A 15,000-nucleotide genomic window follows, 5' to 3' on the forward strand; every position below is an offset into this window, starting at 1 on the left:
GTGAGTACTAATCAAATAATTTTAACGGATCAAGGTAATAATTATGTAAATGTTTGGAGTCACGTGGCTCAAGATCTTTACAATCATTACGGTGAAACTCTATATAATAGTTGGTTTAGTAAAGTCAATTTTATAGAGTTTTCATTAAATACCGTTATTCTTTGTGCCCCTACTAACTTTGTTAGAGATTGGATAAAATCCAAGTACTCTATGGTCATATTGCAACTATTTCAACATTATAATAATACCATTAAGTCAATTGAAATAATTACTAAAGAGTTACCTGGAACAAACCAAACAGTTACAGAATTACCTACTAAGACTTTTGCCGATATCGGCAGCAGTGAGCTTAATTCGGAAAATATCTTTTCAACCCTTGACGTACGTTTTACTTTCGATAATTTTGTGGTTGGAGCCCCAAATGAGCTAGCTTATGCAGCAGCAAGAGCGGTTGCGGAATCATCAGGTGCGGTTTCTGAGTCTAATCCGCTTTTTCTATATGGCGGTGTAGGGCTTGGTAAAACTCATTTAATGCATGCAATCGGTTGGTACATCAAGCAGAATAACCCAAGCCGCAAAGTGATATACATGTCAGCAGAAAAATTTATGTATCAGTTTGTTAAAGCTCTGCGTAACAAAGAAGTAATCTCGTTTAAAGAGAAATTTCGTTCGGTTGACGTGTTAATGATTGATGATATCCAATTTATTTGCGGTAAAGATAGTACGCAAGAAGAATTTTTCCATACTTTTAATACATTGATTGATAATAACCGTCAAATGGTTATTTCTTGTGATAGATCACCTTCAGATTTAGATAATATTGAAGATCGGATAAAATCTCGTCTTGGATGGGGCTTAGTTGCCGATGTTCATAGTACTACTTATGAGCTACGACTCGGTATTCTAGAATCTAAGATTGAGCAGATGAACGTTAAAATACCAAAAGACGTAATTAATTTTTTAGCATCTAAAATCGTTTCAAACGTTAGAGAACTTGAAGGAGCTTTAAATAAGGTAATTGCTCATTCTAATTTTACTTTAAAAGAAATTACACTCGAAAACACACAAAATATTTTGCGGGATTTACTGCGTTCTAATGAAAGAATAATTACCGTTGAAGATATTCAAAAAAAGGTAGCTAGCCGTTATAATATTAAGTTATCCGATATGTCTTCATCACGAAGATTACGAGAAGTTGCAAGACCGCGTCAAATAGCTATGTATCTTAGTAAAGCATTAACACCGAAAAGTCTTGCAGATATCGGTAAAAAATTTGGGAAAAAAGACCACACAACGGTTATGCATGCTATTAAGAAAGTAGAAGAATTACTGGAAAACGATATAGAATTGCGCGAAGAGATTAATTTGCTAATGAAAATATTGCAGAACTAAAATGTCATACCGTGGTCAAGCTGACTTTATTGTATGGTCCGAAAAACCGACTCGATGTCATCCCCGCGAAAGTGGGAATCCCGGGTAAAGCAAAATAAATCGAGCTTTTAATTGTACAAACTTATTGTGTATAACCTTTAAATTACTGAATTCCCGCTTTCGTGGGAATAACATAAACAGCCATACAATAAAGCCAAAACCTCGCAGGAATGACATAGATATATATCAAATGCTCTCAAAAAATGATTCAGTAAAAGAAAATTTTTCAAGATTCTCCGGAAAATACCGAATTAACAGAATTATAGATAACTATGGTTATGGTGAGGAAGGGAGTATATTTCTTACTTAAAAGTTTAAATAAATTAATCTATAAAGAGGAATTACAAATTTACTATCACGACTACGATTATCAAATCCACGCTAATCAAGAATATAGATATATTTTTAAGAATAGTAATATTACAAAATATTTTATTGCTCCTGAAAAGAGCTTATTTTATCAATTAAAATTTATTGATGCAGACAGGGTATACTCAAATGATTTGGAGAATTGGAATGTAAAACGAGGAGCGAGTACGCACAGTCTATACTTAATAAGTGAGCATACGCATCCTCCGAAGTTTTGCAGAAACAATGCTTCAAATCATTTGAGTATACAAGCTACAGGCAGCCATCGATGTGGTAAAGATCAATATAATGCTACCTATGTATTTTTAAATACTGATGCATTTACTCTTAGCTACCAAGTGCTAGGACCTCAAAAAGACCATAATATCTGTTTTTAATCATATATAGTATTAGTATGTTCTCCAATTAGTTTAAAATATTCTTTCATACTATTGTCTATATCAGTTGTATCCAAAGTTTGGTTATTATCTATCTTTTCTTTTAGAAAAGGAAAGTTTTAATCTCTTTTGAGACGAGGTAGGAGAAATAGTTTTATTAAATTGTAATACATTCTTAGCATATTCAGGTGCATCAATATCATACCATTCTTTTATTTTAGCACATAAAATTTGTATTTCAGGTAGAATTTTTTTATTTCTTTCTTGAGAGATGCTTGTTTTTGAGCTAAAAACCCTTCAATATTTTTTAAGTTTTTAGTAAATTCCAAGTAGGTTATTTCAATTAAATCCTTTAAATCTTGAGAAAAATCCTTTTTTTAAGCAGTTTAGTTTTTGTAAGCTTTAAATTGCATTCTTCTATATTGTTTACTTTAAGAATTAAAGCAGTTAAATTTTGTTCAGGTTATACAGATAAGCTTATTGACAGAAGTTCATTTTTATTGTACTTTGCCCTCTTTAAGTATTTATTAAGAGGTGGTTATGGTACATACAAACAATAATAATGTTAGCTTAGCACTATTTGAAGGCGGTGGAGTAAAAGGGAATATCCATTTAGAAAAATTAAAAATAATGGAGCAAATAACCGGTAAGCCTACTTGTGAGATATTCGATTTTACTGGAGGGACCAGTGTTGGAGGACTTATTCCTATTTTGCTTAATTTACCGGATCCTAATAATCCCGGGAAACCTTTATTCAGTGCAGAGCAAGCTCAAAAACTGTTTGAAGAAATGGCACATGATATTTTTCCGGCAGGGTTAACTTTGAGAAAATTGTGGAGTTTTAATGGCTTATTCAGCCATAAATTTTCTCCTGAACCATTAGTAAATTTATTGAAAGAACATTGTAAGGATTATACCCTCAAGGATTTAATCGGTGATGTTGTAGTTACAGGTTATGATCTAAATAATAAACAAAATCCTCTTATGACCTTTTCTACTATAGAGGCTAGACAAAGTGAAGAGAATAATTATTACCTTTCAGATATAGTACAAGGCATCACTGCAGCACCTGGATACTTCCCTAGCCACAATTTCCGTAATATAACCAATACTAAATTACATAAAATTATTGATGGTGGAGTATATGCTAATGATCCAACCTTACAAACATGGCAATTATTAAAGGACAATAACTATCACATAGACAACGCTGTGTATTTGTCATTAAAAGAAGAAAATAATGATGATTACCAAACTATTTGTTGCGGCGGAGGCATAATAGAACTATTAAAAAATAATATGCCTAGTAAAATATTAGCAGCAACACAACAAGCTGATGAAATAACCGCTCAAAGCATTTTTGGTAGTAAATTAATAGAAATAGCTACTTATATCCCGATAAAACATGCTGAGATGAGTGATTCTAGTACTGAAAATCTGCAAGCACTAAAAGAATTTGCTAAAAAATCTATATATGAAAGCTCTACTTTTAGAAAGACACCTTATAATGAAAAGTTTAAAGAAGCTATTGATAAAATAATAAATAACTATAATGCAAATAACCCTAACGACAAAATTGTTATGAATGATTTTTATAAAGAGTTATTCCATATTAATACTTCTAATAACGCACTTGATAAAAGTTTTGAAAAGGGCCAGGATATAACAAACAACGAGGATGCAGTTAATACACCGATAGCTCAAGCTCTAGATTCTAAAGATATAGAACCTGGAAAAGAAGAATTATTAGCAGGTATCAAGGAGTTTTTTAATCCATTCATCGAAAAAAATCCAGAAGCAAAAGCAGATATAGAGAATTTTTTACACGAAATAAAAAATTTGACGTTAGCAGAAATTGAAGACGGCATTGTTAGTTTTAAAGAAGCTAGCTTAAAATGGCAAGCCGAGCAGAATAACCTTGATGTATTTAGTAGCTGTAGTATGGAAGCCTTAAAAGAGGATATGACTCTTGAGGGTGAAGAGCATACAGATATACCAGGTTATCTCTAACTTTCTTAATGTCATTCCCGTGTAGGTCAGAATCCAGTCAAAAAAGTATAAATTGCTAGACTTTTAAAACTAAATGCTCGATTTATCTCTCTTTACCCTGAGTTCCTGCTTTTGCAGGAATGACATCGAACACTTTCTTCGAAGCCATACAACAACACCCGCAGCTGCTTACAATGACGGTACCTATTTTTAGTTAGGAATACTTGACTTTTTCTTATATAAAATCCAAATACAGTAAAACGAAATAGCAGAGCTAATACTTAAAACGAAGCATAATAAAGCAAAATTGCTTATCGTTGCGCTGTGTATTTTAGAAACCAAATAAGTTACAGCAGCGATAACTACGTAGTATATTGCACCAAATATAGATCCTGCTGTACCTGTTACTTGAGCATAATCCTTCAGTGCATAACGAAGCGTCATAGGGATAAGTAGATTATGCCCAACCATATGAATCATCATCGGTGCAAATATCATAGCGATTGCAAGATTATGACTCATTGAAATAACTTCTAATATAAAAGTATTTACCGCAAATAATATACAACCACACAAACTAACAATAAATCCTAAACCCATAACTTTTTTATCGTGTACATGGCGTTTTTTTATTAAAAAGCCTCCAAAGATAGCGGCAAAAGATAACAAAAACACTAATTTACCGTAAAAAGATGGCAAAACTTTCATTTTATCAATAAAAATAAAAGGAGCTTCTATGAAAAAACTGTAATATATGCCGTTAAATGCACCGATGATAAAAGCATATAACCAAAGAATTTTATCTTTAATAATTACCTGCAAAACCTCAAAATATTTACTGCTTTGGGAAAAATCTATATAAGAATTTGTTTCAGGTAAAACTTTATAATATAAAGCTAATAATATAGTGCCGGTAAGGCTAAAAAATACAAAGGCATAATGCCAGCTTGAATATTCTATAATATAGCCCCCTATAGATGAACCTAGAGAAGGAATCAATAATAGCCACGGAGATAAGTTAGCATAAACATATGATAACTCTGAACCTTGATAGGAGTCTCTAGCCATAGCCTGCCCAATAACAGAACCTACACTTACACCGAAAGCTTGCACAAAACGAGCTATCATCAGCATTTCTATATTAACTGCAAAAATGCTAACAATTGAAGATACAACATAAATAAAAAGCCCTAATAAAGCTATAGGTCTCCTGCCGTAAATATCCGATAACCTGCCGAATGATAATATACCAAGAGCAAACCCTAGAAAATATAATGTAGATGTAATTTGAGTGAGACCGCTGTCAATACCGAAATATTTGGTTAAACTTGGTAATCCTGAAGTATAAATTGTTTCCGTAGTCGGTGATAAAATAAAGAAGCATAGAAGCATCCATGCCGGAATCTTCGCAATAATTTTCATAAATGATTTTTTATTTTGATTTATCGAGTTTTATCGATTAATCCGCTCCAAACAAAATTTTTCCGTTATCATTTTTAATCTTTCTACTCTCTCAATCAAGTAAAGTAACTGCCCTCTGCTAATTCTATAATTTTTATCATATCTTGCATCAACATAAGCTTTTTCTAGTAATTCAAAACACTCTTTTTGTTCAGGAGACGAGTGCAGAAATACTTTAAGTAGTTCAACATTATAATTTGCGCAATATCCACCTAGCTTTCTTATATTGTGTAACTTTGGTTTGTAACAGACAAAAACTAATAAAATGTTACTGTAAACACTTTCAGTGGCTTGATGCAGCTCAAAAGCACTTTCACTAAAATCACCTCTTTCTAATGGGTATTTACAATCAATAAAAAAACTCTTGCCTCTACCAAAACCAGTATTCATAATCTTCTTTAGCCATTTCTTTTACTTCACTCCAAAGCAAATTTTTAGCTCGAGAAAACTGCTCACCACTATCATAAAAAGAATACCTTCATTCTTAATGTCGGTATAAAAATAACGCCCTTTTTCAAGCTTGTCATTTACCTCACTTATAGATTCGCATATTTATAGATATCCAAGGTTCTAGCGAAAAAACTTCGGCTTTTCTTAATCCTGTTTGTTCTGACCTTTTTTCTATCTTAGATTCTACCCTTAAAGTAGCATACTCCCTAAATTCACCTTTTTTTCTACTAAAAAGTCAAAATCACTTATATAATTATAAGTAATATGATCTTCTATATACATATCTTTAACCCACTCATCTCTAGCATACGAGCCATACAAGATAATCAGGGCAATTTTATCCTTGGCAACAGCCAAAATTTGCTGCACTATATAATCAAGCCTATCTTCAAAAGACCGTTTTGGTCAAATTGTTTTCATAGCTGATCATTATTTAAACGTTAAATCTAAAACGTACTATATCCCCATCCTGCATTTTATATTCTTTACCCTCTAAACGCATTTTACCTACTTCCTTGGCTTTTGCTTCACTACCGAGATTTATGTAATCTTTATAGCCGATAACTTCCACTCTGATAAAACCTTTTTCAAAATCAGTATGGATAATACCGGCAGCAGCCGGTGCAAGTGTGCCGTCTTTAAAAGTCCAGCTATGGGCTTCCTTTGGTCCTATAGTAAAAAAGCTTTTAAGGTTTAAAAGATTATACCCCTCTTTAATGACTTTACTAAGCCCTGTTTCGTCTAAACCTATAAATTTTAAAAACTCTTCCTTTTCTTCCATGCTTTCAAGTAAAGCAATTTCAGCTTCTATTTTTGAAGAAATTACAACACTTTTAACATTTTCTTTCTTTGCTCTTTCCACTACTAATTTTGTAAATTCATTACCTATAGCTGCATCTTTTTCAAGTACGTTACATATATATAAAATGGGCTTAGAGGTAATTAACTGCAATTGTTTTAAATTATCAACTCCTAAAGCTTCATTTAGCACTCTTGCAGGTTTATCCTCACCTAATACCTTATAAACCTCTTTTAACAGCTCTATCTGCTCTGCCATTGCTTTATCGCCTGACTTCAAGCGTTTTTCACTTGTAGCTAAACGCTTTCCAACCAATTCTATATCGGCAAGTATTAATTCCGTTTCAATAATCTCGAGGTCATGCAGCGGATCAACTTTGTTATGTACGTGCGTTATATCATCATCTTCAAAACAACGTAGTACGTGCAGTATTGCATCGACTTCCCTGATATGAGATAAGAACTTATTACCTAGCCCCCCCCCTTTGCTTGCTCCTTTAACAAGCCCTGCAATATCGACAAACTCAATATAAGACGGAATAATTTTACCGCTTCCGGCTAAACTTGCTAGTTTATGCAAACGCGCATCAGGCACTAAAACTTTACTGCTATTAGGCTCAATAGTACAAAACGGATAATTAGCGACATCTGCAGCCTGACTTGCCGTTAAGGCATTAAATAACGTCGACTTACCGACATTCGGCAACCCAACAATTCCGAGTTTTAGTGTCATAAAGTTTTTCCATAAATAATACATTATTGAATCTTTTTCGTAACCGTGCATAGCAAATTCAATTTTATACCCCAGTTTCTCATAAAACGATTTTGCTTGGAAGTCTATAGTAACAAAATGAATAAAATTACAGCCTTGTTCACATGCTAAATCCTCAGCCTTTTGCATTAGTACAGTACTACAGTACCATAATTTTAGTTTCTTATATTTTCATTAACAAAGAGTAAATCAATGTCCCCCCCCCAAGAACTCATGCCGCTAATTCCTACAACAAAATTTTTATCCTGATCTAAACAGGAAAATGAAAAAGATTCAATATCTCCTACTCCCCCCTTTTGTTCTCTAGCATCTTTGTTCAAAGCCTCAATTATTATAGTTCTATGAGTTCTATCCATTTCATCAGCATAAACAATTCCAAAATTTTGTGCTATAAATCTTTGCTGTTTAGTTTTAATATCGTTTTCCCATCATTGCGAGGAGATGCGTAGCATCGACGTGACAATCTCATGAAGTAGTATAGAATTCCTGAGATTGCTGCGTCAAAACTTATAGTTTTTCCTCGCAATGACGAGTTGGTATCCACACAGCAACACCAATCAAATCGTAGGGATAACATTAAATATATCAAGCTATCTTATTCTTAAATTCTTCTAACTTATTCTCTAATATTAAACCAAAGTTACTAGTGATGCTATCTATAGCTTGCATTACTCTTTCATACTCCGGTTTAGAGAAATTATTAAGTACGTAATTTGCTACATCCTGATTATTTTGTGGTCTACCGACTCCAATCCTAATCCGGTTATAATTATTACCTATAACCCAATCAATCGACTTTAAACCATTATGCCCGCCATTACCGCCATCGGTTTTAAATTTTATTCTACCTGTTTCTAAATCAATATCATCATGAATAACAAAGATTTTTGCGGGGTGGATATTATAATATGTTTTCACCGATATCACTGACTTACCGGACAAGTTCATATAGGTGGTGGGCTTTATAAAAATAATCTTTTGTCTATCACTAATAGTTTCAGCAATTTCACAATTGAATTTTTTCTTTGTATTAAATGATGAATTATATTGGTTTACTATTTTCTCTATAGCAACAAAGCCGATATTATGCCTCGTATATTGATACTCTTGTCCTGGATTACCAAGACCAATAACAAGAATCATAATAATTTACCTAATAAAATAGTAATAGAAAATTTTTGAAGGAATATTGATTTGCAAGAAGTACAGAATAATGTCATTCTTAGCTCAGCATTATTACGTGGCTTGACAAACCTACTCAATGTCATACCGTAGTTTGACATGGGATCCAGAAAAAAAATTAACAAAGACTGGATACCGCTACAAGCTCGCAGTATAACAATTAAAGATTACCAGATTCCCGCTTCTAGCTAGGAATGGCATAAAACGAACCAAACAACAACGCCTACGAATCTTCACAATAAGGATTTAAGTATCTTATCGTGAAAATGATCTTACTTCCCTGCTTCAACAGCTTGTTGTTCCCCTTCAGCTTCAGTTTTTGCTCCTCTACGTCCTATAATAGTTGCAAGGACAAATTCTTTTTTTGTAACAAAACTACATCCTTTCGGTAATTCTATTTTTGACGACTTTAGCGAAGTAGCCATAGGCATATTAGTAACATCTATAGTTACGTTTCTTGGGATATTATTAACATCACATAATAAAGTAACTCTTCTTTTTACTATATTAAAGTATCCACCTCTTTTAACGCCTAAAGCTCTTTCTTTCCCTTCATATACTACAGGTACTTCCATTTTTTGGGTTTTCTCTTCTAAAAAGACAAAATCAACATGGCGTACTATATCCGTAACAGGATGTAATTCTACAGCCTTCGGTAATACTTTATATTTTTTCTTATCAATTGTTAAATTAATTAACTGCGAGATAAAAGCCGGCTTTCTATAATATTTAGTCATTTCCTTTTCTTCCAAAGAAATACTAACAGGTGTTTTACCTGCTCCATAAATAATAGCCGGAACACGCCCTGCTCTTCTTAATGCTCTCGCTGCTCCCGTACCGAATTCCGTACGGGGCTCCGCTTCAAGTTCTAATATTTCACTCATTATTACTCCATATTAACTTATAATAAATCTTCATTATCATACTTAAGTACAATTAAAAATTCAAGTAAATTAATTTTTGACTAGAATATAGGCGTAATATATTCCTTAGCTAAAATTCTTTAATTTATTGGATAAAAAAATTTAGTTCTAACCGAAATTATTTTGTAAGGAAATTATGAAACAGATACAACCTAAGCGTATTGCAAATCCCTCAAACTGTGGAGAAGAAATTGCTGCCAAGGATAGATATAATAAGGATTTTCTCCTTGAATCTATTATGTACTCTTCTGACGCTGACTATATTGGGAGTGACAGCGAGAGTGAAGATAGTGAAGATGACGATTCTTATGCATCAATACTCTTGTTAAAAATTAAAGAACCGGAATGCAAAATTCACTTAGATTTAGTTAATATATTAAGCAGAAAATGCGGAGGTTTCTAATTTAGACAATGACAAGCAGGTAATTACATGTAGTACAACTTCAATAATTCTGTACCGAAAGTTCAATTGAATCTATGATAACATCAACATCAAAAAACAACATAGATATTGACAAAATTATCTTACCTGTCCCTTCTGTAGAACAACAAAGATAATTAGGGAAATTATATCGTTCTGAAAGTGATGGAGCCGGTGAAAATATAATTAAAATTTTTAAAGAGCTTTACCCTTTTAATTCTGACAATGGTAACGTTAGAATAGTAATATTATTAGATGATGAAAAGGGGTCATACGGCGACCTAAATCTATGGGATATTTAAAAATTTATGAGTTTGCAGAGATAATCTAGCACCGCTTTCTAATGCTAATTTTATTGCTAACTCATTATTTTCGCCATTAAGTCTTTGGTTGTTTTGATCCATAGGTTGAATAAAAACCGGTATATTATAAGAGGTTTGCCCTACTTCCGGTATGAGGCTATATTCTAAAATATTTTTAGCAACGATAAACTTCACCGCACTAATTCTAGGCAATAAATCTTCTCTTATTTTACTATAACCGGTTTTACCGACCTTCGGCGAACAAATTATAGACACTTCTTTCGGCAAAGAACGATATAACGTACCGTTAGTCTCTATTTGAACTTTAACACCTCGGTCTAATAACTGCTGACATAATAACTCTATAGGTTGACGCATCGGCTCACCGCCAGTTATTACTACTAAATCAATCGATTTTTCATTTTTAGAATTTAATGCTAGGCTTTCTACTTTATTCAAAATTTTATCTATATCTACTAAATCAAAATCTTCAAACTCCGTATCACAAAAATTACAAGCAAGATTACATCCTCCAAGCCTAATAAAGATCGCAGGATAACCTACAAAAATGCCTTCCCCTTGTATAGTCTTAAAAATAGACTGTACCTCTAACTGAGTACCGTTACCGTTTAATATGCTTCTTTTAGGATTTTGTCCAAACATTTTTAAATTATTATCGATTGATTAAAAACATTATAGTACATTTTTATAAAAAAATCTTGCAATAACTAATAAAAAACACTATTATCCGGGTTTCATCGGTAATGTGGCTTTGGTATGCCTAATGTTTTACCATTTACACCTAGAAATACCAATTATAAGGAACAATATGCCTAAATTAAAAACAAAATCTGCCGTAAAAAAACGTTTTAAACTTACTGCTAGCGGCAAGGTTATTGCATCTCAAGCAGGTAAAAAACATTTCATGCGTCGTCGTACTAAAGCTCAAATTCGTAACCTTAGAGGAACTACAATACTTTGTCCTCAAGACGGATATAATATTAAAAAATATTTTTTACCGTACGGTATAAATTAATTAACTAGGAGCTAAAGCAATGACACGTGCAAAATCAGGAAAAATTTCCAAAAATCGACATAAAAAAATCCTTAAATTAGCCAAAGGCTATAGAGGTAGAGCAAATAGTTGTTTTAGAGTAGCTATTGAAAAAGTAGAAAAAGCCCTCCAATATGCTTATAGAGACCGTAGAAACCGTAAACGTGATTTTAGAGGCTTATGGATTCAAAGAATAAATGCAGCAGTAAGAGAACATGGGCTTATTTATTCTCAGTTTATGGGAGCTCTTAAAAAAGCAGAAATCGATATAGATCGTAAAGTACTTGCAGAACTTGCCGTCAATAACAGTGACGGATTTGTAAGTATCGTAGAAAAAGCAAAAGCACATATTTAAGTATTTAATTTCATTTTCGTTCGGTATAAATATTATGAAACGTACATTTCAACCTAGCAATTTAGTTAGAAAAAGAAGACATGGTTTTAGATCTAGAATGGCTACTCCAACCGGAAGAGCAATCTTAAGAAAACGTCGTGCTAAAGGTAAACATAAATTATCTGCTTAAAATAATCTGATTTATCAAATTGTCTATTACCTCTTTAAAAAATCAAAAAGAATTTGAGCTCATAAATAAGCTTGGAAAGAAGTTCCATGAGAGATATTTTATTTTGGTAATCGCCACAAAACTTCCAGAAATCTTCCTTGAATCAAAATATAACACCTTTTTAGGAATTAAAGTGAGCAGAAAGTTAAATAAAAAAGCTGTAGTTCGCAACAAAATTAAAAGGCGTATACGACATCTAATTAGAATTATTGTTAGTGATTCTAGCTTTAAGGCTATAAAATTTGCAATGATTATTATTCCGAGAAAAGGATTTGAAAAGATAAACTTCTCACACTTGAATTATGAATTAAGTAAAGTAATTCTAAGAAATATTTAGATTTTTTTAGACCTATTCGGAAACTCGCTTATAGATAGGAATTTGAAGGAGACACGGAACGCAGAACCACAGCATACAAAAGAGCACGTGAGGACTCAAGTACCGGATCGACCGATGTACAAATTACCTCTAGAAGTAGAGTTTCCGGATAGGTCTATTGAATAACTTGGCATTACTCGCGTGGCTTGGTTCTACCGTCATTGCAAGAAAAAATTGAAAATTTTGACAAAGCAATCCAGTAAAAAATTCTGATTTATATATTTTTTATAGATTGCCATGCTCCTTGCAGTCGCTGCGTTGTTGCATGGCTCGTTTTATGTCATTCCCGCTTCCGCAGGAATGTATTTTTCAAGCCATGCAACAAAGCCTTTAGTCGCTTGCAATGACGACTTGGATATTCATGCAAGCAAGCCTTCCACGGGAATAATATTGAATTTTATTACTTATACTCCCTCTGGCCCCTCTCCTAATACCGGTACTTCTACTACAGTAGGTGTTGTATCTATAGTATTTTCTTTAGACGTAATAGTATTTATAGTAGAATTATAATATTTTTTTACTAATTTGATAACGTCTAAATTATGCGTCTCTTCTGCCGTATAAATATTAGAGCCACCTACCTCTTCTATAGTAGGATGCTTAAGTACAATATCTAGAATGTCTAGATTGCCTTTCTCTATAGCTTGATTAAGATTTTGTAGTACCATAATTAAGTAAACAAATTAATAGTTCAAAATTCCTTTGCTCTATAGCGTTCCCCTATACTAGTATCATTCTGATTTAACATAGTCTCTATCTTGCTTAGAGAAAATTTATTAAAATAATACGTTTCTAAAGTGAAAGCTCTACTAAATACCCTGATTAAGTCATCGTATGTTAATACTTTCAGCTTTGTTTTTATATTTAAGTTAAATATTTCAGAATATGATTCATGATATTCCAAATGAATATTTTTATAAAATTTTACAAAAGCTTTATATTCTTTATGTAGCAAAGCCGACAACTCCGCTATGCTTTCCATCTTTTTAATTTTATTAGCACTTAAAGAAAAACTATAAATTTGATCGTCTAATTTATAGTTTATACTAAAAGCTGATGCTACTAATAAATGAAAATGATTTCTTACATATTCAATCAATAAAGAGTCATTTTTTATCCTAGCATCATAATTATTTTGAGCTAATCGTATAATATTTGCATCACTGACCTTATTATTAAGTGCATAACACCATATTGCCCTGTATCCAATCTAAATGATGTTGAGCGGCTCCTAAATGACAGAAAGTATATGAACAATATTACATTGATTTGCAGTGGTATATTTTATTAAGCAGTGTAATATCTAACACAGGGATTGTACTTTCATCAGAAAATATACTCATTGATAAGTAAGCAGGCTCAGGCATAAAATACGATTCAATTTTTCCCCATAAACCTAAATTAGTAGGTTTATAGAAAAACTCTGATCCATTAGAGCAATTTTTTTATAAAAGTCAAGATAGAGTTGGTATTTTATTAATAGTTTAAGTAATTTTTAAAAATTTTTATTAAGAAGATAAGTTATTTTTGTATCGTTTATTACTCCAAGTTCATTTATGCTTTTGTGCTTATCATCTTCATAATAATTCAATGAGATTTGCATAAAAGGAGCAAGGCACGAAGCTTATAACTAATAGGAAAGTGACTAGTAATGATGTAGGTGAGTCCAAATCAATTGACTATAAAATACGGTCATTGATTTTTATGCAAAATTCTATCGAACTATTCTCAATAAAAACTTATAACCACTTCCATTTCTTAAAATATTTATAGGTAATAATTGTAGATAATAGCATTAAGAATAAGGCTATAGGATAACCATACGGTGATTTAAGCTCAGGCATTACGATAAAATTCATGCCGTAAATACTAGCTATTAAAGTGGGTTGGAGAGTAACCAACGAGAAAATTTTAATAATATTATTTTGTTTAATTGCAATCATACCGAGTGCTGCGTCTAGGGTTCTTGCAATCTCGCTAGATATAAATTGTGAAAAATTAATTACTGAGTCTATGTCTCGAAGTAATGTATCTAATAGATCCTTAGATGCTTTATTGTGAGTTATTGATTTTAAAATATATTGAATAACCATAGTTAAAATAAACACTCACGGCTTTTAGAAAGTAAATCACCTTTTCGACCTATTTTCTTTAATACATTGGTATGATCTATACGCAGACCATTAATATTATTATCAAGTATTAAACGTCCATAATCATCAATATCTATACTAATCGACTGTACAATATTCGATAATCTTGTTACCATATTACGAAGTAACATAAATAAAATATTTTCTGCATTATGTTTGTTATTAAGCTGCTTAGCAAATTTATTTATACAGTCATTAAAGGGTATTAATTCTATGTAACGAATTGTTATAAGACAACATTTATACAAAATAAATACTATAGAATGTGTTTCAGGAAAAAATTCTTGCTCTTTATTAACGAGTTCCGTAATAGTTAGATATAACGCCTCATTTTCAATATATAACCTCTCAGAAATCTCAATTTGCGATATGTCCTTTA

Annotated in this window: 15 protein-coding genes and 4 pseudogenes (1 of these 19 only partly in view); 8 read left to right on the forward strand and 11 right to left on the reverse strand. The window is 32.2% G+C overall.

Features of this window, described 5'->3' with window-relative positions:
• From dnaA to QUD19_RS00015, 3 genes are all read left to right on the forward strand, one after another.
• On the forward strand, positions 1–1,392 hold the full coding sequence (dnaA, locus tag QUD19_RS00005; protein ID WP_498808098.1) for a chromosomal replication initiator protein DnaA: 1,392 nt from the start codon (positions 1–3) through the stop codon (positions 1,390–1,392).
• A gap of 311 nt (positions 1,393–1,703) precedes the next feature.
• Positions 1,704–2,177 (forward strand): DUF6314 family protein, encoded by a 474-nt coding sequence (locus QUD19_RS00010; RefSeq protein WP_498808099.1) that lies wholly within the window; start codon positions 1,704–1,706, stop codon positions 2,175–2,177.
• Between the two features lie 540 nt (positions 2,178–2,717).
• A complete protein-coding gene (locus QUD19_RS00015; protein WP_498808100.1) occupies positions 2,718–4,187 on the forward strand; it encodes a patatin-like phospholipase family protein in 1,470 nt (489 codons plus the stop codon).
• Positions 4,188–4,376: 189 nt separating this feature from the next.
• On the opposite strand, the gene QUD19_RS00020 is transcribed toward QUD19_RS00015, so the two are convergent.
• The 8 genes and pseudogenes from QUD19_RS00020 to QUD19_RS00055 all read right to left on the reverse strand — a co-directional run bounded on the left by QUD19_RS00020 (position 4,377) and on the right by QUD19_RS00055 (position 9,713).
• Positions 4,377–5,588 carry a Bcr/CflA family efflux MFS transporter gene (locus QUD19_RS00020; RefSeq protein ID WP_498808101.1) on the reverse strand — a complete coding sequence of 404 codons (1,212 nt, stop codon included), beginning with the start codon at positions 5,586–5,588 and terminating at the stop codon, positions 4,377–4,379.
• Between the two features lie 30 nt (positions 5,589–5,618).
• A complete protein-coding gene (locus QUD19_RS00025; protein WP_498808102.1) occupies positions 5,619–6,017 on the reverse strand; it encodes a HEPN domain-containing protein in 399 nt (132 codons plus the stop codon).
• A gap of 249 nt (positions 6,018–6,266) precedes the next feature.
• Positions 6,267–6,434 carry a nucleotidyltransferase domain-containing protein gene (locus QUD19_RS00030; protein WP_498808707.1) on the reverse strand — a complete coding sequence of 56 codons (168 nt, stop codon included), beginning with the start codon at positions 6,432–6,434 and terminating at the stop codon, positions 6,267–6,269.
• 76 nt (positions 6,435–6,510) lie between these two features.
• On the reverse strand, positions 6,511–7,608 hold the full coding sequence (gene ychF / locus QUD19_RS00035) for a redox-regulated ATPase YchF (RefSeq protein WP_498808708.1): 1,098 nt from the start codon (positions 7,606–7,608) through the stop codon (positions 6,511–6,513).
• Positions 7,609–7,611: 3 nt separating this feature from the next.
• A pseudogene (locus QUD19_RS00040) lies at positions 7,612–7,776 on the reverse strand (GNAT family N-acetyltransferase); the annotation flags it as partial.
• A 34-nt stretch (positions 7,777–7,810) separates the two neighbouring features.
• Positions 7,811–8,039: pseudogene (locus QUD19_RS00045) on the reverse strand (acetyltransferase).
• 193 nt (positions 8,040–8,232) lie between these two features.
• Positions 8,233–8,790: an aminoacyl-tRNA hydrolase gene (gene pth / locus QUD19_RS00050; protein ID WP_498808103.1), complete on the reverse strand. Its 558-nt coding sequence runs from the start codon at positions 8,788–8,790 to the stop codon at positions 8,233–8,235.
• A gap of 311 nt (positions 8,791–9,101) precedes the next feature.
• A complete protein-coding gene (locus tag QUD19_RS00055; protein WP_498808104.1) occupies positions 9,102–9,713 on the reverse strand; it encodes a 50S ribosomal protein L25/general stress protein Ctc in 612 nt (203 codons plus the stop codon).
• A gap of 175 nt (positions 9,714–9,888) precedes the next feature.
• Between QUD19_RS00055 and QUD19_RS00060 the strand changes: the two genes are divergently transcribed.
• On the forward strand, positions 9,889–10,155 hold the full coding sequence (locus QUD19_RS00060; protein WP_498808105.1) for a hypothetical protein: 267 nt from the start codon (positions 9,889–9,891) through the stop codon (positions 10,153–10,155).
• 305 nt (positions 10,156–10,460) lie between these two features.
• On the opposite strand, the gene QUD19_RS00065 is transcribed toward QUD19_RS00060, so the two are convergent.
• Positions 10,461–11,138 (reverse strand): 7-carboxy-7-deazaguanine synthase QueE, encoded by a 678-nt coding sequence (locus tag QUD19_RS00065; protein ID WP_498808106.1) that lies wholly within the window; start codon positions 11,136–11,138, stop codon positions 10,461–10,463.
• 166 nt (positions 11,139–11,304) lie between these two features.
• Here QUD19_RS00065 and rpmI point away from each other — a divergent pair, with 166 nt between their 5' ends.
• The 4 genes from rpmI to rnpA are packed head-to-tail and all read left to right on the forward strand — an operon-like array spanning position 11,305 to position 12,429.
• The gene (gene rpmI / locus QUD19_RS00070) at positions 11,305–11,511 is read left to right on the forward strand and encodes a 50S ribosomal protein L35 (RefSeq protein ID WP_004997924.1); all 207 of its coding nucleotides are present in this window, start codon (positions 11,305–11,307) and stop codon (positions 11,509–11,511) included.
• Positions 11,512–11,530: 19 nt separating this feature from the next.
• Complete coding sequence (gene rplT / locus QUD19_RS00075; RefSeq protein WP_498808107.1) at positions 11,531–11,884, forward strand: 50S ribosomal protein L20; 354 nt, start codon at positions 11,531–11,533, stop codon at positions 11,882–11,884.
• A gap of 34 nt (positions 11,885–11,918) precedes the next feature.
• Positions 11,919–12,053, forward strand: coding sequence for a 50S ribosomal protein L34 (gene rpmH, locus QUD19_RS00080; RefSeq protein ID WP_498808108.1), 135 nt, complete (start codon positions 11,919–11,921; stop codon positions 12,051–12,053).
• Positions 12,054–12,072: 19 nt separating this feature from the next.
• A complete protein-coding gene (gene rnpA / locus QUD19_RS00085) occupies positions 12,073–12,429 on the forward strand; it encodes a ribonuclease P protein component (RefSeq protein WP_498808109.1) in 357 nt (118 codons plus the stop codon).
• A 443-nt stretch (positions 12,430–12,872) separates the two neighbouring features.
• On the opposite strand, the pseudogene QUD19_RS00090 reads toward rnpA, so the two are convergent.
• Together QUD19_RS00090 and QUD19_RS00095 are read right to left on the reverse strand one after the other, a co-directional pair.
• A pseudogene (locus QUD19_RS00090) lies at positions 12,873–13,904 on the reverse strand (hypothetical protein); the annotation flags it as partial.
• 303 nt (positions 13,905–14,207) lie between these two features.
• Positions 14,208–15,000, reverse strand: a pseudogene (locus QUD19_RS00095) (magnesium transporter CorA family protein) (it continues 151 nt past the right edge of the window).

This window comes from Candidatus Rickettsia kotlanii, assembly GCA_030295365.1.
GTDB classification, from domain to species: Bacteria; Pseudomonadota; Alphaproteobacteria; order Rickettsiales; family Rickettsiaceae; genus Rickettsia; species Rickettsia kotlanii.